This is a genomic window from Methylobacterium durans (genome assembly GCF_003173715.1).
Lineage (GTDB): Bacteria > Pseudomonadota > Alphaproteobacteria > Rhizobiales > Beijerinckiaceae > Methylobacterium > Methylobacterium durans.
Genome location: NZ_CP029550.1, coordinates 4532969 through 4557398, shown reverse-complemented (window position 1 = coordinate 4557398; position 24430 = coordinate 4532969). Strand labels below are relative to the sequence as shown.

26 protein-coding genes are annotated in these 24430 nt (G+C 69.4%); 19 read left to right on the top strand and 7 right to left on the bottom strand.

Annotation, left to right across the window (positions count from 1 at the left end; translation table 11 throughout):
* Positions 1–165 precede the first annotated feature (165 nt).
* Genes yhhA through DK389_RS20930 form a run of 4 tightly spaced genes read left to right on the top strand, consistent with a single transcriptional unit; the run spans position 166 to position 2930 of the window.
* On the top strand, positions 166–342 hold the full coding sequence (gene yhhA / locus DK389_RS32645) for a YhhA family cyclophane-containing RiPP (protein ID WP_162560416.1): 177 nt from the start codon (positions 166–168) through the stop codon (positions 340–342).
* A gap of 19 nt (positions 343–361) precedes the next feature.
* On the top strand, positions 362–1486 hold the full coding sequence (yhhB, locus tag DK389_RS20940) for a cyclophane-forming radical SAM/SPASM peptide maturase YhhB (RefSeq protein ID WP_109892472.1): 1125 nt from the start codon (positions 362–364) through the stop codon (positions 1484–1486).
* Positions 1483–2067, top strand: a complete 585-nt coding sequence (yhhC, locus tag DK389_RS20935; protein ID WP_109892470.1) for a cyclophane-containing peptide 2OG-Fe(II) oxygenase YhhC — start codon at positions 1483–1485, stop codon at positions 2065–2067. The genes yhhB and yhhC overlap by 4 nt, the downstream gene beginning before the upstream one ends.
* Positions 2064–2930 (top strand): aKG-HExxH-type peptide beta-hydroxylase, encoded by an 867-nt coding sequence (locus DK389_RS20930; RefSeq protein ID WP_109892468.1) that lies wholly within the window; start codon positions 2064–2066, stop codon positions 2928–2930. The genes yhhC and DK389_RS20930 overlap by 4 nt, the downstream gene beginning before the upstream one ends.
* Before the next feature lie 229 nt (positions 2931–3159).
* On the opposite strand, the gene DK389_RS20925 is transcribed toward DK389_RS20930, so the two are convergent.
* From DK389_RS20925 to DK389_RS20915, 3 genes are all read right to left on the bottom strand, one after another.
* Positions 3160–4452 (bottom strand): hypothetical protein, encoded by a 1293-nt coding sequence (locus DK389_RS20925; protein ID WP_109892466.1) that lies wholly within the window; start codon positions 4450–4452, stop codon positions 3160–3162.
* 422 nt (positions 4453–4874) lie between these two features.
* Positions 4875–5489 carry a class I SAM-dependent methyltransferase gene (locus DK389_RS20920; protein ID WP_109892464.1) on the bottom strand — a complete coding sequence of 205 codons (615 nt, stop codon included), beginning with the start codon at positions 5487–5489 and terminating at the stop codon, positions 4875–4877.
* 185 nt (positions 5490–5674) lie between these two features.
* The gene (locus tag DK389_RS20915; RefSeq protein WP_109892462.1) at positions 5675–6007 is read right to left on the bottom strand and encodes a helix-turn-helix transcriptional regulator; all 333 of its coding nucleotides are present in this window, start codon (positions 6005–6007) and stop codon (positions 5675–5677) included.
* Between the two features lie 48 nt (positions 6008–6055).
* Here DK389_RS20915 and DK389_RS20910 point away from each other — a divergent pair, with 48 nt between their 5' ends.
* The 9 genes from DK389_RS20910 (at position 6056) to DK389_RS20875 (ending at position 11789) form a co-directional block, all read left to right on the top strand.
* The gene (locus DK389_RS20910) at positions 6056–6790 is read left to right on the top strand and encodes an 8-oxoguanine DNA glycosylase (protein ID WP_236960206.1); all 735 of its coding nucleotides are present in this window, start codon (positions 6056–6058) and stop codon (positions 6788–6790) included.
* Positions 6791–7007: 217 nt separating this feature from the next.
* On the top strand, positions 7008–7256 hold the full coding sequence (locus DK389_RS20905; RefSeq protein ID WP_162560743.1) for a hypothetical protein: 249 nt from the start codon (positions 7008–7010) through the stop codon (positions 7254–7256).
* Entirely contained in the window at positions 7253–8065 is an 813-nt protein-coding gene (locus tag DK389_RS20900; RefSeq protein WP_236960205.1) for a PfkB family carbohydrate kinase, read from the top strand. Before DK389_RS20905 ends, DK389_RS20900 begins: the two co-directional genes overlap by 4 nt.
* Positions 8062–8439 (top strand): nucleoside 2-deoxyribosyltransferase, encoded by a 378-nt coding sequence (locus DK389_RS34395; protein WP_236961022.1) that lies wholly within the window; start codon positions 8062–8064, stop codon positions 8437–8439. Before DK389_RS20900 ends, DK389_RS34395 begins: the two co-directional genes overlap by 4 nt.
* The gene (locus tag DK389_RS20895; RefSeq protein ID WP_109892458.1) at positions 8436–9068 is read left to right on the top strand and encodes a 7-cyano-7-deazaguanine synthase; all 633 of its coding nucleotides are present in this window, start codon (positions 8436–8438) and stop codon (positions 9066–9068) included. The genes DK389_RS34395 and DK389_RS20895 overlap by 4 nt, the downstream gene beginning before the upstream one ends.
* A 4-nt stretch (positions 9069–9072) precedes the next feature.
* Complete coding sequence (locus DK389_RS20890) at positions 9073–9420, top strand: hypothetical protein (RefSeq protein WP_109892456.1); 348 nt, start codon at positions 9073–9075, stop codon at positions 9418–9420.
* Positions 9421–9503: 83 nt separating this feature from the next.
* The gene (locus tag DK389_RS20885) at positions 9504–10628 is read left to right on the top strand and encodes a carbohydrate kinase family protein (RefSeq protein WP_236960204.1); all 1125 of its coding nucleotides are present in this window, start codon (positions 9504–9506) and stop codon (positions 10626–10628) included.
* Positions 10629–10709: 81 nt separating this feature from the next.
* Positions 10710–11435, top strand: a complete 726-nt coding sequence (locus DK389_RS20880) for an FRG domain-containing protein (protein WP_236960203.1) — start codon at positions 10710–10712, stop codon at positions 11433–11435.
* 9 nt (positions 11436–11444) lie between these two features.
* The gene (locus tag DK389_RS20875) at positions 11445–11789 is read left to right on the top strand and encodes a pPIWI-associating nuclease domain-containing protein (protein WP_109892450.1); all 345 of its coding nucleotides are present in this window, start codon (positions 11445–11447) and stop codon (positions 11787–11789) included.
* Positions 11790–12111: 322 nt separating this feature from the next.
* On the opposite strand, the gene gyrB is transcribed toward DK389_RS20875, so the two are convergent.
* The 3 genes from gyrB to DK389_RS20860 all read right to left on the bottom strand — a co-directional run bounded on the left by gyrB (position 12112) and on the right by DK389_RS20860 (position 17153).
* A complete protein-coding gene (gene gyrB, locus DK389_RS20870; RefSeq protein ID WP_109892448.1) occupies positions 12112–14559 on the bottom strand; it encodes a DNA topoisomerase (ATP-hydrolyzing) subunit B in 2448 nt (815 codons plus the stop codon).
* A gap of 196 nt (positions 14560–14755) precedes the next feature.
* The gene (locus DK389_RS20865; protein ID WP_109892446.1) at positions 14756–15403 is read right to left on the bottom strand and encodes an MBL fold metallo-hydrolase; all 648 of its coding nucleotides are present in this window, start codon (positions 15401–15403) and stop codon (positions 14756–14758) included.
* Between the two features lie 85 nt (positions 15404–15488).
* The gene (locus DK389_RS20860) at positions 15489–17153 is read right to left on the bottom strand and encodes an alpha-amylase family protein (protein WP_109892444.1); all 1665 of its coding nucleotides are present in this window, start codon (positions 17151–17153) and stop codon (positions 15489–15491) included.
* Between the two features lie 257 nt (positions 17154–17410).
* Between DK389_RS20860 and DK389_RS20855 the strand changes: the two genes are divergently transcribed.
* The 4 genes from DK389_RS20855 (at position 17411) to DK389_RS20840 (ending at position 22781) form a co-directional block, all read left to right on the top strand.
* Positions 17411–17899 (top strand): hypothetical protein, encoded by a 489-nt coding sequence (locus tag DK389_RS20855; RefSeq protein ID WP_162560742.1) that lies wholly within the window; start codon positions 17411–17413, stop codon positions 17897–17899.
* Between the two features lie 11 nt (positions 17900–17910).
* Positions 17911–18204: a hypothetical protein gene (locus DK389_RS20850; protein WP_162560741.1), complete on the top strand. Its 294-nt coding sequence runs from the start codon at positions 17911–17913 to the stop codon at positions 18202–18204.
* A gap of 403 nt (positions 18205–18607) precedes the next feature.
* Complete coding sequence (locus tag DK389_RS20845) at positions 18608–21652, top strand: penicillin-binding protein 1A (RefSeq protein WP_109896672.1); 3045 nt, start codon at positions 18608–18610, stop codon at positions 21650–21652.
* Positions 21653–21698: 46 nt separating this feature from the next.
* On the top strand, positions 21699–22781 hold the full coding sequence (locus DK389_RS20840) for a hypothetical protein (protein WP_109892438.1): 1083 nt from the start codon (positions 21699–21701) through the stop codon (positions 22779–22781).
* Between the two features lie 161 nt (positions 22782–22942).
* Here the strand turns inward: DK389_RS20840 and DK389_RS20835 are convergent, their stop codons facing one another.
* The gene (locus DK389_RS20835) at positions 22943–23161 is read right to left on the bottom strand and encodes a hypothetical protein (protein WP_109892436.1); all 219 of its coding nucleotides are present in this window, start codon (positions 23159–23161) and stop codon (positions 22943–22945) included.
* 242 nt (positions 23162–23403) lie between these two features.
* On the opposite strand from DK389_RS20835, the gene DK389_RS20830 reads away from it, so the two are divergent.
* Together DK389_RS20830 and DK389_RS20825 are read left to right on the top strand one after the other, a co-directional pair.
* Positions 23404–23652, top strand: a complete 249-nt coding sequence (locus tag DK389_RS20830) for a hypothetical protein (RefSeq protein WP_109892434.1) — start codon at positions 23404–23406, stop codon at positions 23650–23652.
* Positions 23653–23811: 159 nt separating this feature from the next.
* Positions 23812–24420, top strand: coding sequence for a hypothetical protein (locus tag DK389_RS20825; protein WP_236960202.1), 609 nt, complete (start codon positions 23812–23814; stop codon positions 24418–24420).
* Positions 24421–24430 lie beyond the last annotated feature (10 nt).

The window sequence follows — 24430 nt, the reverse complement described above, 5'->3', positions numbered from 1 at the left end:
TTGTTTTTCATCTCACGGAACTCCAAATAACGATGTCTACTATGTAAAAACCGAATAATTTGCTGGTAAGTGGCAGGTCGGATCAAGAAATCGACGGCCCCGAATTCGTTGGCGAAGGTTGGTTGGATCCGCTATGATCGGCGGAGTAAAGCGCCGGAGATCAGGATGGAACATGCACTGGAAGCTCCTCGGCCCGAGGTCGTCGAGGCTCGGGAGGAGCGCCACGAGGATGAGGTCGAGCTCGACAGCGTGACGCTGGCGCGCCTGCTCGCCGAGGTGCGCAACGAGGATGCCTTCGAGCCGGGCGCCTACAACCGGATGCACAACCGTCACAACCGCTGACGCCGCGTCGGCCCCTGCCATGATCACGGTCGATACGGTCCTCCTGAAGCTCGCCAGCCGCTGCAACCTCGATTGCGGTTACTGCTACGTCTATCACATGGGCGACGACGCTTGGCGGACCCAGCCCAAGCGGATGTCGCCGGCCGTCTTAGAGGCCGTCGCCGCACGGCTCGGCGAGCTCGGTGCGGCGCAGGGGCGCGGCTTCAGCGTCGTGCTCCATGGCGGCGAGCCGCTGCTGGTCGGCACGGTGCGGTTCGCCGAGATCTGCCGCACCCTACGCCGCACGCTGCCGCCATCCTGCGCATTGCACCTGCAGACGAACGGAGTCCTCCTGTCGGACGGCATCCTCGCGACCTGCGCCGCGTGCGATGTCGGGGTCTCCATCAGCGTCGACGGCCCCGCCGCCATCCACGACCGGCATCGGACGGACCACCGGGGCGGTCCCTCCCATGGCCGGGTTATGGCCGGCATCGAACGGCTCCTCGCCCATCCCGCCGGCCCCTCCCTGTTCACGGGCGTGCTCGCCGTGGTGGACCTCGCCTCGGATCCCGCCGACGTCTACGCGTTCCTGAAGGCGACCGGGGCGCCGAGCATCGACTTCCTTTACCGCGACGGCAACAACGACGTCCTGCCCGTCGGCAAGGCCAGCCTCGTCTCGGCCGAGTACGGCGAGTGGATGGGGCGCCTTCTCGACGTCTACCTCGCCGATCCGAAGCCCACGCGCGTGCGCGTCCTCGACGACATGCTGAAGCTCCTCCTCGGCGGCGAGGCACGCAAGGAGGGGGTCGGCCTCAACGAGTACGGTATCATCGTCATCGATACCGACGGCAGCGTGAACAAGAACGACACCTTGAAGAGCGCTTTCGGGGCCGCCGACCGCTTCGCCACGGGCTGGTCCGTCCTGACCCACGACCTTCGCGCCGTGGTGCGCTCTCCCGAGTTCGTGGCCTATCACCATTCGCAGCGCCCCGCCGCGCCGGCTTGCCTCGGCTGCCGCGACCTGACGGTATGCGGCGCGGGCATGCCGGCACATCGCTGGAGCCGTGAGAACGGCTTCGCCAACCCGAGCGTCTTTTGCGCCGACCAGCGCTACCTGATCGACCAAATGCGCCGCCACCTCGCCCGACACAAGCTCGCCGCATGATGCTCCCGACATTCCAGCGGGCCAGGACCTCGGCCGACCCGTTCCCCCACCTCCGCGTGCCGGGCATCCTCGCCCGCGAGGCGGCGGACCGGGTCTTGCGCTGGCTCAAGACCCGGGCGCCCTGGACCCTGCGGGTGGAGAGCTTCTACGAGCAGCACGAGATCTCCCTCCTGGCGGCCGAGCTCGATCCCGAGGTGGCGGCCCTTGTCTCGCCGGCTTTCGTCGAAGCGGTCCGCCGTGAGCTGCGGTCACGCTTCGCGCTCGGTGACGAACTCGTCCTCGTCGACATCGGGGCGCACAGGCTGACCTCCGGCCAGACCATCCGCATCCACAACGACTTCCTGGGCGGCGCGGAGACCCACCGGCTCCTGATCCAGCTGAACGACGGGTGGAGCGCGGAGCGCGGCGGCCTGCTCATGCTCTTCGCGGACGAGGCGCCGGAAAGCTTGCGCAGCGTCGTGATGCCGACCCACGCGAGCGGCTTCGCCTTCGAGATCTCGCCCGCTTCCTTCCATGCGGTCTCCTCCATCAAGGACGGCGAGCGCTACACGCTCGTCTACACCTTCCGCAGGCCCGCATGAGCACGGATGCGGACCTCGTCCACGCCGTCCTCGACGTCCGGAACGCCCGCTGGTTTCCCGGCTTGGCGGGGGCGCTCGCCCGGTCCCGGTGGGATGCCGTCCAGGCGGCGACCGGCCTGACCCGGGCCGCCTACGGCACGGCCCGCTATCTCGCCGGCGACCCGGGCCTGCCGAGGGACGACTTGCTGGCCTTCGAACCGCCCGCGGAGTTTCGGGCCGCGGCCCCGATGGCCGTCGAGACGCTGCACGGGGCCGTCTCGCGGCGATACGCGGAACTCGGGCTGGAGTTCCACGCACCCGGCTTGCTCGATGCCGGTCGGCTCCGCGTCCGGCTCGACGCGGCGTTCCGGAGGCTCGGTGAGGTGCCGGACGCCGCCGCCGCCATCGGGGCGGTCCTGGCCGTCCTTCACGTCGCCAAGCCAGCCGGCCCCGACTACGACGTCAGCTACAGCGATCCGGTCCTGCCGTTCTCGATCTTCGTCGGCATCGACGCGGCCGACCAGGCGCATGGCGACCTGCGCCTCGCGGAAGGCATCCTCCACGAATGCATGCACCTCCAGCTCACGCTGATCGAGGCGGCCGTCCCCATGGTCGCGGGCACCGACGAGCGGCACCACTCCCCCTGGCAGGGGACCCTGCGGCCCGCCCAGGGCGTGCTGCATGGCCTCTACGTCTTCCGCGTGATCCAGGACTTCCATCGGGCGCTGCTCGACGGGGGCCGCTGCACGGTCGATGAGCGGGCCTATCTTGCCCGACGTGTGCGCACCATCATGGAGGAGGTCGGCGTCCTCGGCGACCTTTCGGCCAGCCGCGACCTGACCATGGCCGGCAGGCGGCTCGCCACTGCCCTCCTGGCGGCCTGAGCTCACTCCGGCCGGCCGGCTCCCGCCGGGGCGGCGAACCGACGCCGGCTGTCCGGAACGGCGCGCCCCTGCCGCGTGTCACCGCAGACCGTAAAGCGAAGTTGCGGGGATCCGGTCCGTCGCCGGGAGCGGACACCGGCCGCCGGCGTCCAACCCTGCTTCGAGGCCAGACTCGGCCGTTGCCGGTTCCTACGCCGACGGCACCCGACGGTGGTCTGACGCCGTGCCGTCAGTGGATCGCACCGCCGTCGCGCGGCGGACGTGCATCCATCCGGATCATCTGCATCAGGAGGTTGTGGCGGGCGGCGGGGCTGGGGGATCGGGCAAGCGCCTGCGCCGCCGCGAAGTTGCTCAGGCCCACCGAGACTTGGAGCGAGTAGTCGAGCGCTTGCCGGCCCGGGTCGAACGGGGTGCCCGAGCGCAGGTTCTGGAACCAGGGTGCCGGATCCGCCCCATGCGGCGGCACCATGGTGCCGGCGGGCGCCTCCGCGGTCGCATGGCAGGACAGGCAGGACGAGGCCGCGTTGTCGACGGGCCCGTTCAGCCGCCCTTGAAAGCCCACATGAGGCATGTGCACGGCGGGATTGAGGGATGTCTGGATCAGCGGACCCGAGCCGGGATAGCCCGGGTCGTTCCCCCACATGACCCCGACCGGCGCGACGTTCGTCCAGCCCGCCCCGGGTTGTCCGCCAGGGCCGCCGCCATAAACGAAGGTGCCGAAGACCCAACCTGTCACGTCGGCGACCTGCGGGTCCTTCACCGCGATGTCGATCTGCAGCAACCGCACCGGCAGGACGGCGCGCGGGCTGGTCGGCCCCGGCGCTGGGTCGTTCGCGTCCGCGTAGACATACGCATTCCAGGTCGGCGCGCCCTGGAGGTAGGGTACCTCGCTGACTGGGGCCGTCGTGAACAGGAGCTTCGCCGCAACCGTCCCGTTCGGCATCGAGCCGAAGGCGGGATTCGGTCGACCGCGGTCGGCCCAGACCCGTCCAATCGTCACGGCTCCGGGCGCGTTGTAGAACCCGACCGCATAGTTGTTCCAGGAGCGGGATTGGTGGGGGTCGAGCTCGAAGGGCCGTGAGACGCGTTCGCGCGTCAGGCCGTGGATCGGTTCGCGACCATTGGTGCCGAAATCCTGCCAGGGGGCGTTGTACCAACCGCGCACGGTGTTCAGCTTCGGCTCGAAGCACATCTCCACGTCGGGCCGGAGGTTGCCTTCGTAAAAGTGAGCCAGGACGGCCTTGATGTACTGGTCGGGTTGCGTCCTGGGATTGAATGCTGCCCAGGGCTGCGCGTCGTTCGGCGCCGCCGTCGGATAGGCCTGGCTCAGCTCGAACACGTGACCGTGCCAATTCGCCGGCGGTTGGACGACGGCGTTGCAGAAGTCCGTCGTCGGCATGTTGCAGGCGGGCGCGGGCTGCGCGGTCGCCTCGCGCCCTGGCCCGACGCCCACCCAAGCGGCACCCGCGGCGACGAGGGCCGTCGTCCAGGTGACGACCACGGCCGAGCGACGGGGGACCATGGGCAAGCTCCGAATCTTATCCTTGTGGGAAGCAAGACGGTCAAGCTCGCTCATCCAGCGCCCTCGGACAAGTATCCGCGCGAGCCGGTCACCGGCGAAGTTTCTCTCCCTCGACGCGGGCGAAAGGCCCCGTCGTCCCGTGCGAGCGCCTTGGCCGAACGCGCCCATGCGTGGGCCGTCCCCCTCGGGCGCCTGGCTCGGATGCACCGTTTCACCTTGCCGGGCCGCGGAAATCGAGACGGTCGCGGATAGGACCGGAGATAGCTGCCCGCCGCCCGCGGCCAGCTGCGACCGGGTATGAAAGGTTCGCCGAGACCGGCCTGACGGACGTGTAATGGAATCCTTGCGGCTCGTTCCGCACCACTCGTCCCGCCGCCGGCGACCGGAGGCGATGATGACGGGATGCGCGGCGAGGACCAGGGTCACCGCGGCGCGGCGCGGCCCTCGAACATGAAGGTGAACGGGCGCGGGCCCCGGGCGTAGCCGGTGCGCAGGTCAATCAGCCCAAAACCTGCGCCTTGGATGAGATCGGCGATGGGGCGGTTGAGGTGGCAGCCGCCGGCGAGTGGCTTCCAGGCGGGCGTGAGCCAGTCCTGCCAGCGCGCGACCCACCGGTCGGGCGCGCGGCCATGCTCCGCGAACAGCAAGGTGCCGCCGGGGCGGAGCACGCGCCGCATTTCGGCAAGGGCTGCCGTGGCGTCAGGCATGGAGCACAGGGTCCAGGTGGTCACGACCGTGTCCACGCTGCCGCCAGCGAGGGGGATGGCCAACGCCGATCCCGCGACGAACGCGACGGGTAGGCGGCCCGCCGCGGACCGCCGCTCGGCGAGCGCCAGCAAGGGACGTGAGGGTTCCAGTGCCATGAGGTGGTTCACCTCGGGGCCGTAGAACGGAAGGTTCAATCCGGAGCCGAGGCCGACCTCCAGCACGCGGCCGGCGGCTGCACCAGCCACCCGCCGCCGATAAGGAACCAGTTCCTCGTTCGCCATGGCCCGGTCGAGGAGCCGGGGCAGCACGACGTCGGTGTAGAAGCTCATGGCCGTCCCTGACCCCCCCGGATCCGCGCCGGACAAGGCCCCCACGTGCCTCCTGCCGCGCGGGCGATCAAGTGCGGCGGGCGACCGGGTTCCGTGGCCGCGTCCGACCCACGGCTCGCCTGTCGAGGCGGCGGGAAGCCTGCCAAGCTGCGCAACGTCCCTTCGCATCCCCCGGGCGCGCGGCGTCATTCATTTTCATTCATGAGTAGGAGGGCGGCATCGACCATGTCGCGAAACGCCTTCGAGCGCTCGCAGGCCGCCAGCAGGCGCCCCTGCCACGCCGCAGTGGGGGTCTCGGGTGGTGCGTGCCGCGTCGCGAGATAGGTTCGGATTGCCTTCGCCAGTTCGGGCCGGGGAGCGTGCCGTCCACGGAGCAGCTTCGAGACATTGGCCTGGCTGGAGCCGAGGGCGCGCGCGAGCGCCTGCTGGCTCAGGCCGTCCTCCCTGCGGGCCCGTTCGAGCGCCGTCGCGAGCGCGTCGCGCCCGTCGTCGGTCGATCCTGCCTTGCGCGTTTCCATCGTATGAATAAGAATGAATATTCAGGAGCGACGTCAAGGGGCCGGGAGATGATGCTCGAACCGAACCGCCACATGCCGTTCGCGGGGCGTCCGCAGCCCGATCCGGAGGCCGAGGTGGTGCCCGGGGTACGCTGGGGGCGGCCGGAATGGGTACCCAGCGCCGCGTTCTGGGCCGACATGGTCAGCCGGGCGTGCGAGCAATCCGATGGGTTCGTGAACCACGACGGGAGCCTGCAGGAAGAGGTCGGGTTCTGCTTGCTCGGCGGCTACGGCATCACGGCCGAGGTCAACCATGCCGTGCATGACCGCTTGCTGGAAGAAGGCTTGTTCGTGCCCGGACGCCGGCCGAGCGAGCGGGAGATCGAGACCCTCCTGCTGCAGCCTGTCCGGCTCCATGGTCGCCCGGTCCGCTACCGCTTCCCGCACCAGCGAGCCCGCCGGCTCTCGGTGGCGCTGCGGATGATCGAGGATGATCCGCCACCGACCGGCGAAGCCCTGGCGTTCCGGCGACACCTGATGCGGATCCCGGGCATCGGGCCGAAGACGGCGTCCTGGATCGCGCGCAACTGGCTCGGCAGCGACGAGGTCGCGATCCTCGACATCCACATCATCCGGGCCGGCGTCCTGATGGGTCTGTTCGACCGCTCGATGCGGCTTCCGCGCGATTACGAAACCCTGGAGCGGCGCTTCCTCGAATTCTGCGGCGCCCTCGGTGCCAGGCCGTCACTGCTCGACGCGGTGATGTGGCGCGCGATGAGGAATATCGGCCGCGGACCCGTTTGACGGCGTTTAACAAAGGAGGCCACAATCCTTGGGGTTTGGGTCCAGGGATCTCGATGTCAGGCGGCAATAAGTCCAGTACGCGCAAGGGGGCCCGCGTAGGCCCGGGTGCCCCGCCCGCCCAGCCGACCTTCGGTCGGGTCGGGGAGACCGGAGGCGGGACCGGCGGCGGGGGAGCGGAGACCCGTGCGACCTTCGCTACGACACGGAACTCATCAGCGTGCGTGTCCCCGTGCTGGCAACGGTGCGTGAGCGCGACGTGCTCGATGTGATCCTCCACCGGGACGAAGCTTTCGAGACGGCCGTGTGCCGCACGCGGCCGACGGCCGACATCGCGGGCTCGCTCGCGGGCATCGAGGGATTGGACCAGCTCCTGGGATGCCTGCGCGCGGGACACCGGTACGAGGCTCGCGTCATGGAGGTGGACCGCACCCGCTGCCGCGTCTTGGTCGAGCGGGTGACGCGTTGATCATCGCCGGAGGCTGTTACCTCGAAGTCTGCACCGTTCCGCGCTGGCGGCGCCTGTTCGGGTCCGGCGGTCGGGCCGCCGCGGCCGTCGGCCGGCTTTCCCCCGGCACGGTACTGCACACCTACGCCCACCGGACCTGGGTTCCCGACGTCGTGAGCTCGCTGCACGCCTTCGGGGTGACCGCGAGCGTGCGCCCCATCGACCAGCGGATCTCGTTTTCCTACTTCCATCCCCTCTCGCCCGCCCTGCTCGAACCCGCCGAGCCGACGGCCCAGGCGCCCCTGGCCGTCTCCGGCGACATCGTGCTGCGCTTCGGCTTCGTCGAGGGCGACGCCGTCGTCGAGGCACGGCGCGCGGTCCACGATCCTCAGACCGGCCAGGCGGCCCAGGCGTTCCGCGCCAACGGCTCGCGGGCCGAGACGCTCGCCGTCGTCCTGAACCAGGGCGAGGCCGAGGTCGCGACAGGCGCGGCGGGCGACGACGTCGGCGCCGCGCTCCTCGCGGCGCACCGCGCCGACGTCGTCGTCGTCAAGCGCGGGTGCGAGGGAGCCCGGGTGTTTCGGGCCCAAGGCGCACCGGCGGACATTCCGGCCTATCGCTCGGAGCGCGTCTTCAAGATCGGCTCCGGCGACGTCTTCAGCGCCGCCTTCGCGCATCATTGGGGCGAGCGCGGTCTGGAACCGGCCGCCGCCGCGGACCTGGCCTCGCGCCACGTCGCCCATTTCGTGGATTACCACGCGCTTCCCCTGCCCGCGCCCGCGGAACTCGGGGCCCAGGCCCCCTCCCCGCCGGTCGCCGGCCCGGCCTGATCTACCTGGCCGGCCCATTCTTCGACCTCGCGCAGCGCTGGCTCGTCGAGGAGGCGCTCGAACGGCTGCAGGCGCTCGGCGCGCCGGTATTCTCGCCCCTGCACGAGGTCGGGATGGGACGCCCGGCCCAGGAGACCGCGACCGCCGACCTCGAAGGCCTCGACCGATGCGCCGCGGTGCTCGCGCTGCTCGACGGCGCCGATCCTGGCACCCTGTTCGAGGTCGGCTACGCGCGGGCCCACGGGAAGCCGGTGGTCGTCCTCGCCGAGCGGGTCGAGGACCTGCACCTGACGATGCTCGCCGGCAGCGGCTGCGCGGTCGTGCGGGACCTGACCTCGGCGCTCTACCGGACTGTCTGGGCTGCGATGGAATGAGGCTCCTCCTGCTCTCTGGCGGCCTGGACTCGGCGGCCATCGCCGCCTGGCAGCGGCCCGACGTCTGCCTGACGGTCGATTACGGGCAGCGGCCGGCCAAGGGGGAGATCGCCGCGGCTGCCTCGGTCGCCCACGAGCTCGGGCTTCGCCACGAGGTCGTTCGGGTCGACCTGTCGGCCCTCGGCCTCGGACCGCTCGCCGGTCGGCCTTCCTCGGACCTGGCGCGGGCGCCCGAGTGGTGGCCGTACCGCAACCAGATGCTGGTCACGCTGGCCGGCATGCGGTTCGTCGGGGAGGGCTTGACCGAGATCCTGCTCGGGGCAATCAACACGGATGTGCACGCCGATGGGCGGCCGCCCTTCCTGCGCGCCGTCGACCGGCTGATGCACCTCCAGGAGGGCGGCGTGCGGGTTACGGCACCGGCAAGCCGCCTCTCGGCCCTGGAGCTTCTGGGGGTGTCGGGGCTGCCCCGTTCCCTCCTGGGCGCGACGTTTTCCTGCCATGTCATGGAATACGCCTGCGGGCGATGCCGCGGCTGCGAGAAGCACCGAGAGACCCTGTCCTGCCTTGCGCGGGAGGAGGACGCCCGGGACGCGACCGAACGGTTCGTCGAACAGGCAAGAGGCTGACGCCATGTCGGGATTGCCGCTCGGACGTCGGCGCGCCCTACCGAAGCCTCGCCGCCCGGACGCTGGGGCCGACGCGTGCGACCTCCAGTTCACCGTGGACCTGATCGGGGTTCGGCGGGACGTGGTGGCGCAGGTTCGTGCCGGCGACGCCCTCGTGGTCGCCCTCGTGTCGGAGAACGCAATGATCAGCGCCGTTTGCCGGACCGGCGACGGCGCGGTGGTGGGTGCGCTCGCCGCCTTCCCCGGCTTGGCGCGCCTCCTCGGCTGCCTTGAGCAGGAGGTGCCGTATGCGGCCCACGTGGAGGAGGTCGCGCCGGCCCGCTGCGTCGTGACGGTGTCCAGGGCCGATTGATGATCGTTGTCGGCGGAACCTATCGGGAGGTTTGCAGCTATCCGGAATGGGACCGAATCTACGGTTCCGGCGGTCGCGCCGCCGTGGCTCTGAGCGGTCTTTCCCCGGGCACCGCGCTGCACACCTACGCCTACAAGGGATGGGCGGCGGACGTCCGCGCGACGATGGCGGCCTTCGGGGTCGACGCGCACGTCATCGAGATCGAGGAGGAGCTCGTCTTCGAGTACTACCATCCGCTCAGCAAGGACCGTGTCCCGCATCCCACGGTCGCCGCGCCCGATATCGAGATCTCCGGCGACGTCGTGCTGAGCTTCGGCATGCTGGAGGGGTCGGCCGCCGTGACCGCCAAACGCGTCGTCTACGACCCGCAGTCCGGAAGTTCGCTCTACGACCCGAAAACCGGACGGCTCAACACCGCGTTCCTGGCGTCGGGGTCGCGGGCGGGCGAGCTGGCGTACGTGGTCCGCGACTACATGCTGGTCTCGCCGGATCCGGCGCAGGAGCCCATGGACGTGGCAACGGACATCATGTCCGAGGAAGGCGCCACGGTGGTCGTAGCCCGGCATGCCATCGGCGGCGCCAGCGTCTATGTCGGGGACATGAGGCCGACGCGCATCCCGGCCTACCGGTCGGACACCTGGTTCAAGATCGGGGCGGGAGACGTCTTCTGCGCGGCCTTCGCGTACTACTGGGGCGAGCTCAGGCTGGACCCGGTTGCGGCGGCGGACCTCGCCGCGCGCAGCGTCGCCTATTTCAATGACGGCCACCGTCTTCCCATTCCGCCTGCCGAGGCTCTCCAAGACCTTCCGGCGCAGCCGCCGGGCACGCACCGCGGGCGCATCTTCCTGTCGGGACCCTCGGGGACGCTTTCCCGGCGTTGGCTGCTCGACGAGGCCTACTGGCGGCTGAAGGAACTGGGCAGCGAGGTGTTCTCGCCCTTCCACGAGTTCGGCGACGTTCTGGGGGACCGCGCCGCCGATGCCCTCGCCGCCTTGACGGATTGCACTGCCTTGCTCGCCCTCGCGGATGGCAGCGACGCAGGGACGAGCACCCTGATCGGGCATGCGCGGGCCAGCGGGACGCCGGTCGTCGTTCTCGCCGAGGCCGTAGCGGCTGCGGACCTCGCAGTTCACGTCGGCATGCGGTGCGAGATCGCCCAGGATTTCACCTCCGCCCTGTATCGGGCGCATCTGGCCAGCCTGCGCTAAGGTCCGCGTTCCCCCACCATGAGAGCCCCGACCCGCCCTCCGCCCAAGCCGATCCGCGGCACCTCGGCAGATCCGGTGCCCGTGCCCGCCTCGACCTCGCCTGAGGACGCCGTCGAGCGGATCAAGTCGGCGCGGGCGCATTGGCACGCCTTCCAGGATTTCCTGGATCGGCGGCCGCATTCGCGCTGGGTTTTCCGTGGCTGTGCGTCCCGCGCATTCCAGTGCCTGCCGAGCGCCGGGCGTATCCCGAACCACGACCCCTTGTTCGAGGAGCACGTGTTCCGTGCTTTCAAGCGCGAGGCACGCCTTCACGTCTCGCTGCCGGGAGCCACGGACTGGGACTGGCTGGCGCTCGGCCAGCATTTCGGGCTGCCGACGCGCCTGCTCGATTGGACGACCAACCCCCTCGTGGCATGCTTCTTCGCTGTCTCCAGCGCCCCGTTCGACGAGGACGCCGTGATTTACGCGCAGCCCGTGCACGACACTCTCGTGATCAACCCGGACAACGCACCTGGGCCCTTCGAGATAGACCGCGTCGGATTCCTGCTCCCAGCCACCACCGCGCCGAGGATCGCCAGCCAACGCGGGTTGTTCTCGGTCCATCCTCGTCCCAGCGAGCCCTGGGTGCCGGACGGGCTTGCGCAGAACAGCTTCGTGATCCCGCAAGCCTTGCGGCCACGGTTTCAGCGAAAGCTCTTCAGCCTCGGCATCGATGCGGCTCACGTCTGGGCCAGCCTTGAAGGCGTGTGCCTGTCGCTCAATTGGCAGTACAGGCAGCGTCTCGGCATCGGCGCCGCCGTGTTTTGAGAGGTCGGCATGTCCAACCCTGACGCACCGAACCCGGATGCTGCGGCCGTGCTTCGTGCCGTCGCCGCGGCCGTGCGGGACATCGACGTGTCCGAGACCGAGGCTTGGGACGACCTTGATGCGCTCTCGTCGAACACGCACGTCGATGCCGTCGAAGTCTTCGCCGACGAGATCAAGCTCCGGGCCGACGGCTTCGAGGGCCTGGTCAACGTGCATTGCACGCTGAACTACGGGAACGACAAGGACGGGCTGACGCTGTCCGAGACATTTCCGGGGCGGTTCGAGGGCACCCTATCCCCCGAGGGCCCGATCATCCGGCGCCTGACCGTCGACACCAGCGGCTTCTACGCATGAGGGTTCGCAAAGGACCGAACCGGGTGCCATCATGAACCTCATGCGGATAGCGCGGCATGACTCGCCCCAGCGTTCTGCTGCAGGACGACGTCCTCCAGACCTGACAGTGTTTGGTTGGTGGCCCTGACCGCGATGCCGGCGGTAGGCGCTTGCGCCTGCCACCCTTCTGCTATCACCCGTATCGTCGGGCGCTCGTCCGCCCGTAGCGCGAACGCCCGCCGGATGCGCGGCGCATCGCCAATCTACGAAAGCGCATCTATTCGCTTTCAAGGGTCAGCCCATTCGCTTTCAAAAACAGGCTAATCACTTTCCCCAGAGCGCGTCACACGTCGAGATTTGCCACGCTCAGCGCGTTCTCCTGGATGAACTCGCGGCGGGGCTCCACCACGTCGCCCATCAGCTTCACGAAGAGGTCGTCGGCGTCGGTCGTGTCCTTGACCTTCACCTGCAGGAGCGAGCGCACGTCGCGGTCGAGGGTCGTCTCCCAGAGCTGCTGGGCGGTCATCTCGCCGAGACCCTTGTAACGCTGGAGCTGGAGACCCTTGCGGCCGAAGGCCATCACCGCCTCGAACAGGCCGACCGGACCGTGGAGCAGCGTCGCGTCGCCCTTGCGGGCCAGCGTCACGGGCTCGCCGTAGATCTCGCGGAGCGCGTCCGCCCGCTCGGCGAGGCGGCGGGCCTCCTGCGAGGCGATGAGGGAGGCGTCGAGAGTCGAGACCTGGCGCACGCCGCGCAGCGTCCGGCTGAGCACGTAGCCGCCCTCGGACGCCTCGCCCTGCCAGCCCTGCTCGATCTCGTCGGCGATGGCGTCGAGGCGCTTGGACGTCATGTCGGCCAGCACCTCCGCCTCCCCCGGATGCTCGGCCGCCTCGGGCCGGAGCGCGCCCGCGATCACCGCCTGCTCCACCACGGCGCGGTCGTAGCGGGTGTGAAGTCCCTGCAGGATCGTCCGGAAGGCGCGGGCCTCGTCGACGAGGGCCTTGAGCTGGTCGCCTGCAAACTCGATGCCCGAGGCGAGCCGCAGGGTGGCGCCCTCGACGCCCTGGTCGATCAGGTAATCCTCGAGCGCCCGCTCGTCCTTCAGGTAGATCGCCTTGCGCCCGCGCTCGGCTTTGTAGAGGGGCGGCTGCGCGATGTAGAGGTGCCCGCGCTCGATCAGCTCCGGCATCTGCCGGAAGAAGAAGGTCAGGAGCAGGGTGCGGATATGCGAGCCGTCCACGTCAGCATCGGTCATGATGATGATGCGGTGGTAGCGCAGCTTCTCCGGGTTGAAGCCCTCGCGGTCGGTGCTCGATCGCCCGATGCCGGCGCCGAGCGCCGTGATCAGCGTGCCGATCTCGGCCGAGGACAGCATCCGGTCCGCCCGCACCCGCTCGACGTTGAGGATCTTGCCGCGCAGCGGCAGGACGGCCTGGAAGGTGCGGTCGCGGCCCTGCTTGGCCGAACCGCCGGCGGAATCGCCCTCCACCAGCAGGATCTCGCACTTGGTCGGGTCGCGCTCCTGACAATCCGCGAGCTTGCCGGGCAGCGAGGCGATGTCGAGCGCGCCCTTGCGGGTCACCGTCTCGCGGGCCTTGCGCGCCGCCTCGCGGGCCGAGGCCGCGAGCACGACCTTGCCCATGACGGAGCGGGCTTGGCCCGGATTCTCCTCGAGCCAGTTCGACAGGCCCTCGTTCAGCACGTTCTCGACCGCCGGGCGCACCTCGGAGGAGACGAGCTTGTCCTTGGTCTGCGAGGAGAACTTCGGGTCCGGCACCTGCACGGAGATGACGGCGGTCAGGCCCTCGCGACAATCCTCGCCCGTCAGCGAGACCTTCTCCTTCTTGGCGATACCGGAGGATTCGGCGTAGCCCGTGATCTGGCGCGTGAGCGCCGCACGGAAGCCCGCCATATGGGTGCCGCCGTCGCGCTGCGGGATGTTGTTCGTGAAGGGCAGCACGGTCTCGTTGAACGAGTCGTTCCACCAGAGCGCGACCTCGACGCGGATGCCGTCGCGCTCGGAGGAGACGGTGACCGGCTTCGTCATGCCGTCGATCGGCTTTCGCGAGCGGTCGAGGTAGCGAACGAACGCCTCAATCCCGCCCTCATAGCAGAGCTCCTCACGCTTGTGCTCGGCGTGGCGGGCGTCGGTGAGCACGATGCGCACGCCGGAATTCAGGAAGGCGAGCTCGCGCAGGCGCTTCTCCAGCGTAGGATAGTCGAACTCCACCATCGTGAAGGTTTCGGGCGAGGGCAGGAACGTCACCTCCGTGCCGCGCCGGCCCTTGGCCTCGCCGACGACCCGGAGCGGCGCCACGGCGTCGCCGTGCCGAAAATCCATCGTGTGCTCCTGGCCGTTGCGCCAGATGCGCAGCCGCAGCAGCGTCGAGAGGGCGTTCACCACCGAAACGCCGACGCCGTGCAGGCCGCCGGAGACCTTGTAGGAGTTCTGGTCGAACTTACCGCCCGCGTGCAGCTGGGTCATGATGACCTCGGCCGCCGAGACGCCCTCCTCCTTGTGGATGTCCACCGGGATGCCCCGCCCGTTGTCGGACACGGTGCAGGAGCCATCGGCGTTCAGCGTCACGGTGACGAGGTCGGCGTGGCCCGCAAGCGCCTCGTCGATGGCATTGTCCACCACCTCGTAGACCATGTGGTGGAGGCCCGAGCCGTCGTCGGTGTCGCCGATATACATGCCCGGCCGCTTGCGCACGGCGTCGAGCCCCTTGAGCACCCGGATCGATTCCGCGCCGTAGGTCTCGGCGTTCTCAGTCTGCGGATTGTCGGCCATGAAGTTCCTCGGGCAGGCGGGTCACCGTGCGGCCCGTTCGGGGTCGCCGAAGCCGCACGCCTGCGATTCGTCTGACCCGCCTGATATAGGGGTTCCGCCTTGTAATTACGATGGTTTCCGGCGCGCGGACGGTCCGGTCCGTACCCTTTGTCGCGGCATCGCGTTAACGCCGCGTTAGGCGCGATTCCCCGGGGCCTCAGCCCTGGAGGAACGGGTTCGTCAGGCGCTCCTCGCCGAGGGTGCCGGTGGGGCCGTGGCCGGGGATGAAGGCCACGTCGTCGCCGAGCGGCAGCACCTTCTCCTTGATGGCCCGGATGAGCTCGCCGTGGTTGCCGCCCGGAAGGTCTGTGCGGCCGACCGAGCCCTTGAACACCACGTCGCCGACGAGGGCGAAGCGCGCGTCCCGGCTCACGAACACGACGCTGCCCGGCGAGTGGCCGGGGGCATGCAGGATGTCGAAGACGAGGGGGCCGACCGCGACGGCGTCGCCCTCGTCGAGCCAGCGGTCCGGGGTGACGGCGCGGGCGCCCTGGATGCCGTAGCCAGCGCCGGTCTCGGGCAGGGAATCGAGCAGGAACCGGTCGGCCTCGTGCGGACCCTCGATCGGCACGTTGCCGAGGCGCTCGCGCAGCTCCGCGGCGCCGCCCGCGTGGTCGATGTGGCCGTGTGTGAGCAGGATCTTCTCGATCCGCAGGCCCTGCTCGCGGATCGCCACCTCGATCCGGTCGAGGTCGCCGCCCGGATCGACCACGGCGCCGACCTTGGTGGCCTCGTCCCAGATCAGAGTGCAGTTCTGCTGGAAGGGCGTGACCGGGATGATTCCGGCGCGGGGCGTGCCTGGCATCGGGACTCGTTTCGGGTTCGTCGCCCGGACGGGGCGGGAAGGGCCGGCCCTTCTAGCGCGCCTTCGCGCCCCGCGCGAATCGCCCTCAAGCCGGGCTGCGCTTCAGGAGCGCGTCGAGGCCGCCGACGCGATACCAGTGGTAGCCGTAGCCTTCGAGGCACAGGAGGTGGCGGCCCGCCTCCGCCTCGCTGCGGGCACCGGTGAGGAGGTCGATCAGGAGATCGCCCTCGGGCGGCTCGATGCCGGTGCGCAGGCTGATCTCGGTCGGGTGCGCGGCGAGATTGCAGACGCAGAGCACCGCGTTGTTGCGCCAGTCGTAGCGCAGGGCGAGCACCGCGCTCTCGCCGGTCTCGACCGCCGTCACCGCGCCCCAGCCGATCTCCGGCGCCTCCTTGCGCAGGCGGATCATGCTCTGCATCCAGGCGAGCAGCGAATCCTTGTCGTGGCGCTGCTCGGCGACGTTGACGTGCTCGTAGCCGTAGGGGCCCCTGCCGATCACCGGCATGGTCGGCCGGTCCGATTTCGTGAAGCCGCCGTTCCGCTCGCCCGTCCACTGCATCGGCGTGCGGGCGCATTCGCGCTCCTTCAGGGAGAGGTCGTCGCCCATCCCGATCTCGTCGCCGTAGCGCAGCACCGGGGTGCCGGGCAGGCCGAGCATCAGGGCGTAGGCGAGGCGGATCTTGCGCGGGTCCCCCTGGAGCATCGGCGCGAGGCGGCGGCGGATGCCGCGCTCGTAGAGCTGCATGTCCTTGTCGGGCCCGAAGGCGTCGAACACGGTCTGCCGCTGCTTCTCGGTCAGCCGCCCGAGGTCGAGCTCGTCGTGGTTGCGCAGAAAGGTCGCCCACTGGGCCGAGGCCGGACGGCGCCAGGTCTTGTCGATGGCCTTGAGCAGCGGGCGCGTGTCGCCCGCAGCGAGCGCGTAGAAGGTCGCCTGATTGACCTGGAAGTTGAACATCATGTGCATGCGGTCGGCGTCGTCGCCGAAATAGTCGAGGTCCTGCTTGGGCAGGATGTTGGCCTCGGCCAGGATGATCGCGTCCCCCTGGCGCCATTGCAGGAACTCGCGGAAGTCGCGCAGCATGTCGAACTGCTCGACCGGCTCGCCTTTCACGTCGGCCCCCTTCTTGGCGATGACGAACGGGACCGCGTCCATGCGGAAGCCCGAGACGCCGAGCTCGATCCAGAACCCCATGATCTTCAGGATCTCGGCCCGCACCTCCGGGTTGGCGGTGTTGAGGTCGGGCTGGAAGTCGAAGAAGCGGTGGAAGTAGTAAGCCTTGGCCTGCGCATCGTAGGTCCAGGTCGTTTTCTGGACGCCCGGGAAGACCATGCCCTCGTCGGCGTTGGCGGGCTTCTCCTCCGACCAGACATACCAGTCCCGGTAGGGCGAGCCCGGGTCCGAGCGGGCGGACTGGAACCAGCGGTGCCGGTCCGAAGTGTGGTTGACCACGAGGTCGATGATGACGCGCAGGCCCCTCTGCTTGGCCGCATGCGTGAAGGCGACGAAATCGCCGAGCGAGCCGTAATCGGGATCGACCCCGTAATAATCCGAGATGTCGTAGCCGCCGTCCTTCTTCGGCGAAGGCTGGAACGGCATCAGCCAGATCGCCGTGATCCCGAGACCCTGCAGGTAGTCGAGCCGCCGCTCGAGGCCGACGAAATCGCCGATCCCATCGCCGTTCGCGTCCATGAAGGTACGGACCGACAGGCAGTAGACGACGGCGTTCTTGTACCAGAGATCGGTGATCATGCGGCCTCCCGGGCGGCCCACGCGGTGCGCCGGGCGAACGCGTAACGCTCACGGTTGCGAAATGGTCTCGCTGCAACCAAGCGGCGGTACCTCGCGAGAGATCGTTCACCCTGGTCCGAGAATCCGGCGGCGTGGGCCCTGTATAGGCGGGCGTTCGGTGTCTTCGACTGAACTGGTTGAGGCGACATCAATCGTCTTCGGACGATGCAAGCGCGGGGACGGATGCGTTGGTCTGCCTGAACTGAACAAGGTGGACGATGAGACGTATCCTGATGGGCGCCCTCCTGTGCGCGACGCTGTCACTGCCGGCCGAGGCGCGGAATTTCGCCGTGCCGCCGAAGAGCCCGGTCGTCACCGTCGTCGTCCCCGATACCTGGAAGGTGCGGGAGATCGACTTCGGGTATTCCGCCCAATCGCCGGACGACGAGGTGGTTTTCTACGTCGAGTACGCCAGCAAGAAGAAGCTCGAGGCGATGCTCGAGACGAACCGGGCCTGGATGCGCGAGAACGAGATCGACGACAGCGTGAAGCCGATCGAGAAGGAGATGGACTTCAACGGCACGTCCGGCACCGTGCTGCGCTACGACACCAAGGATGCAAACGGGAAGACCATCGTCGATTTCGTGCTGCTCAGCGGCGGCGAGAACCAAGTGATCATGCTCACTCTCTGGGGCTCGGAGGAGGAGCGCGCCTCCCACAAGGCCGAGATCTCCGCGATCATGAACAGCGTCCGGCCCATCAAGTGAGGGAGAGAGCCGTGATGCGCAAAATTCTTGCAGCCGCCCTGGCGGCAGGCGTCGCCGCCGGGCCAGCGGCCGCGGACGATTTCTGGTCCGGCGCGAAGGCGAAGATCGGCGGCGGACAGAGTGCCCCCACCGGCTCGAACCGCGATGCGTACGAGGCGGCCGAGCGCGCCGCCTCGGAGGCCTGGGAGCGGCTGCCCTTCTCGACACGCCGGGCGATGTTCGTCACCCGCAAGGCGGCGCTCTACGGCGACTACGACGCGCGCGGCTCGAACGTCTTCGCACCAGGCGAGCCGCTCGTCAGCTAGGTCGAGCCCCTCGGCTTCGCCTACCGCAAATCCGGCGACCTCTACACCTTCGAGGGCACGATCGACTTCGCGATCCGGACGAAGTCCGGCGAGGAACTCGGCAGCCAGAAGGCCTTCCAGAGCTACAGCCTGACGAGCCACGCGCGGGCGCGGGAGTTCTTCCTCAATCTGACAATCACGCTCGACGGGGCCCCGGCGGGCGACTACGTCCTCGCCGTCACCCTCAACGACACCGTTCGAAAGATGAGCACCGAGATCGAGCAGCCCTTCACGATCCGGGCGGCGGATGGCCGGGCACCTTAAATCAGCCGCGTTGTGATCCCCATCTGGGGTCGGGACGGCCGCGCTTGATCCGCGCGGCCTCCCCGCGCGTTGTGTGAAGCCGGCCGGTGCCCGCCCCCTGATGAACATCATCCTGATCAAGCTGTTCGCGACGGCCCTCACGTTGAGTCAGGTCACGACCCGGCCCGACGCGGTCAGGACCCAGTTCGATCCGGCGAAGGACGGGGCGGAGGTCGTGCAGATCCTGCGCGACGGCTGCGCGCACATGCGCAAGGCCTTCGACATCGAGGACATCAACCTCGACGAGTTGATCTCGACAGCGATGGAGGATCCGAGTGCGGTGGCGGGCGCGGGCGCGGGCGCGCCGAAGCTCCTGCACGGGCTCGACATTGGGGAACTCAGCACGAGCTACCGCCAGTTCTGCAAGGGCGAGAACCCGAAGGATTCACCCTTCGACGCCTCCGAGGTGATCGCCTTCTATAACAAGGCCGTCACCGACCTGCCCTCGGCCGAGGCGTTGCGGGACGCGAAGCTTCCCGGCGCCAGCGTCATCCTCGACGGGTCGGGCAAGCCCTACGCCGAGACCTTCGAGCCGAATGGGCGCCGTCTCACCGTGCCGATCGCCTCGGTGCCGCCCCTCGTGCGCAAGGCTTTCGTCGCGGCGGAGGACAAGCGCTTCGAGAGCCACCACGGCATCGACGAGCGCGGCGTCATCCGCGCCTTCATCGGCAACCTCGCCTCGCCGGGGCGCCCGCAGGGCGGCTCGACCATCACGCAGCAGGTGGTCAAGAATCTCTCGGTCGGCGACGACGTCACCTACGAGCGCAAGATCCGCGAGATGATCGTGGCGGCGCGGCTCGAACGGATTCTCTCGAAGCCCGAGATCCTCGGTCTCTACCTGAACGGCATCTATCTCGGCCGCGGCGCCTACGGCATCGAGATGGCCGCGCGCAGCTATTTCGGAAAATCGGTCGGCGACCTCACCCTGCCCGAGGCGGCCCTCCTCGCCGGCATGCCGAAGGGGCCGAACTATTACAGCCCCGACAGGTACCCGGACCGCGCCCGCGAGCGGCGCGCCTACGTGCTCTCCCGCCTCAAGGAGGAGGGTGCGATCACCGAGGAGCAGATGGCGGAGGCCGTGAAGTCCGATCTCGGCCTGAAGCCCGTCGAGACGGCCCGGCGCGATTCCGGTTTCTACGTGGTCGACCACCTCGCCCGCGAGGCGCGCACCTTCGGCGGCCTCGACTCGCTCACCGCCGCCTCCTTCACCGTTCGCTCGACTGTCAATGCCGGGCTGCAGCGGGCGATCGAGAGCGTGCTTCAGGACGGCCTCGCGAATTACGAGCGCGCCACGGGCCGCCAGAGCTTCACGGGGCCGGAATTCAACCTCGCCGACGCCGTGCGGAAGATCGAGGCCGCTGCCCCGGCGCCTTCCGCGGCCCCTGCCGCCGCGCAACCGGCACCCCCCGTCCCGGTCGAGGCGAAGGCGTTGCCGGAAGCCCGCAAGGCGGTCAAGGCCGCGAGCGCGCGGCCGCCTGCCACCAAGGTCGCGGGCCCGAAGCCGGCCTGGCTCCGGGCGCTCGAGAGCGCGCGGGCGCCTCTCTACGATGTGCACTGGCCGCTCGCCGTGGTCCTGGAGACGGGGCGCGGGGCCGTGAAGGTCGGGCTCGCCGACGGGCGGGTCGCGAGCCTCGATCCCGGCATCGCGCGCGGCAGGCTGCAGCCCTACGACGTGGTGCGGGTCAAGCTGCGTGACGCCAAGGGCGCGCTGCGCGCCGAGATACGGGTGCGGCCGACGGTCCAGGGGGCCGCCCTCGTCCTGGAGAACCGCACCGGCCGCATCCTCGCCATGTCCGGCGGCTTCTCGTACCCGGTCAGCCAGCTCAACCGCGTGACCCAGGCCGTGCGCCAACCGGGCTCGACCCTGAAGCCCCTCACCTATCTCGCCGCCCTCAACGCTGGGCTGCAGCCGAATACGCTGGTGATGGATTCCGCCGTGACGCTGCCCCCCATCGGCGGCGTCGGCGATGCCTGGTCGCCCAAGAACTACGACGGCGGCGGTTCGGGCGCGACCACGCTGCGGCGGGGCCTCGAATTCTCGAAAAACCTTGTCACCGCCCGCCTCCTACAGGGCGGCATCGCCGAGAAGGCGCCTGCGAGCCTGCAGCGCGTCTGCGACATCGCGCTCGAGGCCCAGATCTATGCCGAGTGCGAGCGCTACTATCCCTTCGTCCTGGGCGCCCAGCCGGTGCGGATGCTCGACCTCGCCGCCTTCTACGCCACGGTGGCGAACGAGGGCGCGCGCCCGACGCCCTACGCCCTGGAGAGCATCGAGAGGGACGGCAAGGCGATCTACGCACACGCCGCGCGCGAGCCCGTGCGGATCGGCTCAGCCGACCGGGTCGCCTTCTATCAGCTCAAGACCATGCTGCAGGGCGTGACCAACCACGGCACCGCCGCGGCGCTCGCCCGCAACTCCGCCTACGTCGCGGGCAAGACCGGCACCTCGGAGAACGAGAATGACGCGTGGTTCGCGGGCTTCACCAACGAGGTCACAATCGTGGTCTGGGTGGGCTATGACAACGCCGACGGCACCCGCCGCACGCTGGGGCGTGGCCAGACGGGCGGGCACGTGGCGGTGCCGATCGCGGGCTCGATCCTGCAGGCCGCCTGGGCGAACGGGGTGGCGCGCACGCCACTCGCACCGCCCTCGCAGGAGGCGCGTCGCAACCTGATCGACCTGCCCGTCGACCCCCGCAGCGGCGAGCGCATCGCCGGCGGCGGCTTCCTGGAGCATTTCCGCACACAAGCGGACGGCCGCATGGCCGACACCCAGTACCGTCTCGTGCCGCGCGAGACCCTCTACGCGATGCGGCCGGACGCGGAGGACGGCGATGCCGGCCTCGGCGGCGCGGAGGACGGCGCCGACACGCGCGGCGACTTCTTCGGCAACCGCGCGCCCGATGGAGACTTCCTCGATCCTTATGGCGGACGCAGCCAGCAACCGGGCCGCACCCGCCGTGCGCAAGACGACATCGACGGCTACCAGGACGGCGCGCGGGCCTGGCCCGGCCAGACGAGCCGCTCGCCCTTCGGAGACGAGGAATGGCCGCGGCCCCGCCGCCGCGACCCGGACTGGCTCTTCGGCGACGATCCGCGCTACTGAGCGCCCATCCCCACAGCCCCACATCCCCGAACCAGAGGCCCGAGACGTGCGGACGCATCTGACGGCATCCCTTGCCTACGCGCTGGCCCTGCCCCTCCTCGGCGGGTATTCCGCCCCGGCGCTGGCCCAGGCGAAGGAATCGACGCCCGGCATGGCGGCGCAGGCCCCGGCCGCGCCCGAGCGCATCCGCGAGGTGCCCTCGGTCACGGCTCTCGACCCTGCGCAGATCAGGCCCGGCACGATCCTGTTCACCGACCACAGGGACAACCCGTCGGCGCCCGAGAACGGCCTGACGCCCTATCTCGACTGGGTCCGCAACCGCCCGGCCGAGGCGGCCGCTCTCGCCCCCTTTCCCGGCTACAAGGAGCCTGATTACACGGTCACCGTGAACGGCGTGACGAAGCCCCGGCACGAGACCCTCAAGGTCTACGTGGCGGAGGGGCGCTTCGTGGTGGCCCGCCCGCCCGAGGCGGTCGACCTCGCGGCCTTCGCGACTCTCGGGTTCGTCCAGACGATGGATCCAGCCATCAAGCACAGGGCGCTCAGTCCCGCCGACGTGACCCCGACGAAGGACCCTGCGGCCGCTTTCGCCAAGCGGCCCGATCGGCCCTGGTGCGCGGACGGCGCCGCCTGCATCGAGTCGCGCTACGATCTCGAGGGCAAGCTGCCGCTCGGCGTGAAACTCGCGAACAAGCTGGAGGAGGGCTCGTCGAAGAAGATCGCCGAGTTCGTCTCCTTCCAGAGCGAGTTGCGCACCCTTCCCCCGACGGAGGCCGCCTCGCTCGCCAAGCTCACGAAGCTCGACACGGCGGTGACGGGCGGTCTCGAGCAGACGATTTTCTGGGTCAACCAGATCCTGCGTTTCGGCAAGTTCCTAGCCGTGTTCCAGCCGATGCCGGGCGACCCGGCGAAGACGGTGGTGACGACCTACATGGCGCTCGCCATCAAAGCTGACGTCCTCGACCGCAAGGCGGAATACGCCCGCGTGCCGGTGCTGAAGAACCTGCTGCCGGCGCAGGTGCTGATGGGCAATTCGAGCTTCAACACCGGCAACTCGATCAGCGCAGGCCTGCCGACCTACGCCCGCAACCGCATCGCGGCCTTCGCCGACGCGCTGGCGAAGCGGTAGGGGCCGCAACATCGTCCGGTGAAGCCCGGCACAGGCTCCTCTCCCGTATCGGGAAAGGGTCGGGATGAACGACCATCTGATCCGTCAAGCGGGTCGGATCCGCTGGCGCGGACCAACGCCTCTCGAACGGGTGCGGTGGTCGGCCCGCGCTGCGGCCGACCTCAGTTGCCCCGGTTCGCGATCGAGGGCATCGACGGCTGAGTGTAGAGGCGGTTCACGTCGCGGCGGGTCTGGGTGCCGTTGGTGTCGTTCGAGCGGCGGAAATTGTCCGAGCTGAAGGTTTCGGCGAAGCCGCTGCGGCTGTCGGTGCCCTCGACGCTGTTGCAGGCGCCGAGGCCGGCCGCGAGGACCGCGATGAGGGCGAGGGGCTTGAGGCGCATATCGTCTTCCAGATCTCGTCGCTGAGCGGTCTCGCTCGGGGTCGCGCCGTGGTGGTGCCGCCTGGGCAGCCCCGTCAAGCGCATGGTTCATGGGCGGTGCAGCATTGCCGACAGGGTGATGCCGGGCGGCCACGGAAAACACACCAATCCGCGTCGAATCGGCCACGCAACCGCGGCAATCGTGTGGAGGATCGGGTGCGGACTCTGGCGAATCCTCCCGCTTTTGAAGAAGACTGGCGTCGATGAGCAACGTTCTGCCCTTCCGCCAGCGTCAGCCCGCCGTACAACTCGCGCGGTGCGAGGTCGTGGCCGTCGCCGGCGACCTCTTGGACGTCCTGGAGCAGTTGGAGGCGCTCAGCGCGCGCGCCGCCGCGATGGGCCGTCCGCCTCTCGAGGTGGAGCGCACGGTGCAGAATCTCCTCGACGCGGTCAGCGCCGTCGAGCGAGCCCTCGATTGCATCGGCGAGGGCGACGAGGCCGCCCCCGGCTGATCGTGCGGATTTCTCAAACCAGGAATTGCATCGGAACTGTCACGTTAACCCTCCGTTGAAGGTGGGACGTCCCGCCGCAGGCGCGGGAGAGCCTGCCGGAGGGGACCGATGCCGACGACCCAAGCCCGACTCGCCCGTCATTCACGGAATCACGGTATCGTGATAGCCCTCGCCGCGGCCGGGATGGTGCTGGGCACCGCAGCCGTTCAGGCGCAGGAGGAGGGGCTCGGCGGCCTCTTCCGCCAGCTCTTCTCCCCGGCGCAGCCCGCGGCCCAGCCGGAGCCGGCCGACGTGCAGATGCCCTCGCCCGAGCGCTATTACGGGCGACGTCATGCCCGCACCGCCCGGCTTCGCCCGAAGGTCCGCTACGCGGCGCTGCCGAAGCCCGAGCCGCTCAAGGTCCGCGTCACCGACCGTCAGCAGCCTCTCGACATGAAGGCCGGCCCGGCTGCGGCGCTCCTCAAGGACGAGACCCTGCGTCCCGGCGACATCGTGATCCTGAAGGATGGTGCCCGCGTCTTCACCGGCAATCCGGACAAGAAGCACGCACTGCACGAGTTCGAGCCCGTCGATCGCTCGCGACAGGTCGACAAGAAGACCCGCCGGCTCCTCGCCGCCATGATCGCCCCGGTTGGCGCGCTCCCCGCCGACGAGGCCCGTCGTCAGATCCCCCGGCTGAAGCGGGACGCCGCACCGCGGGATTCCGCGCCGGTGCAGACTGAAGCCGCCGCAATCCGCGTGATCAACCCTTGGGTGACGCAGCCGTAGCTCGGACAGC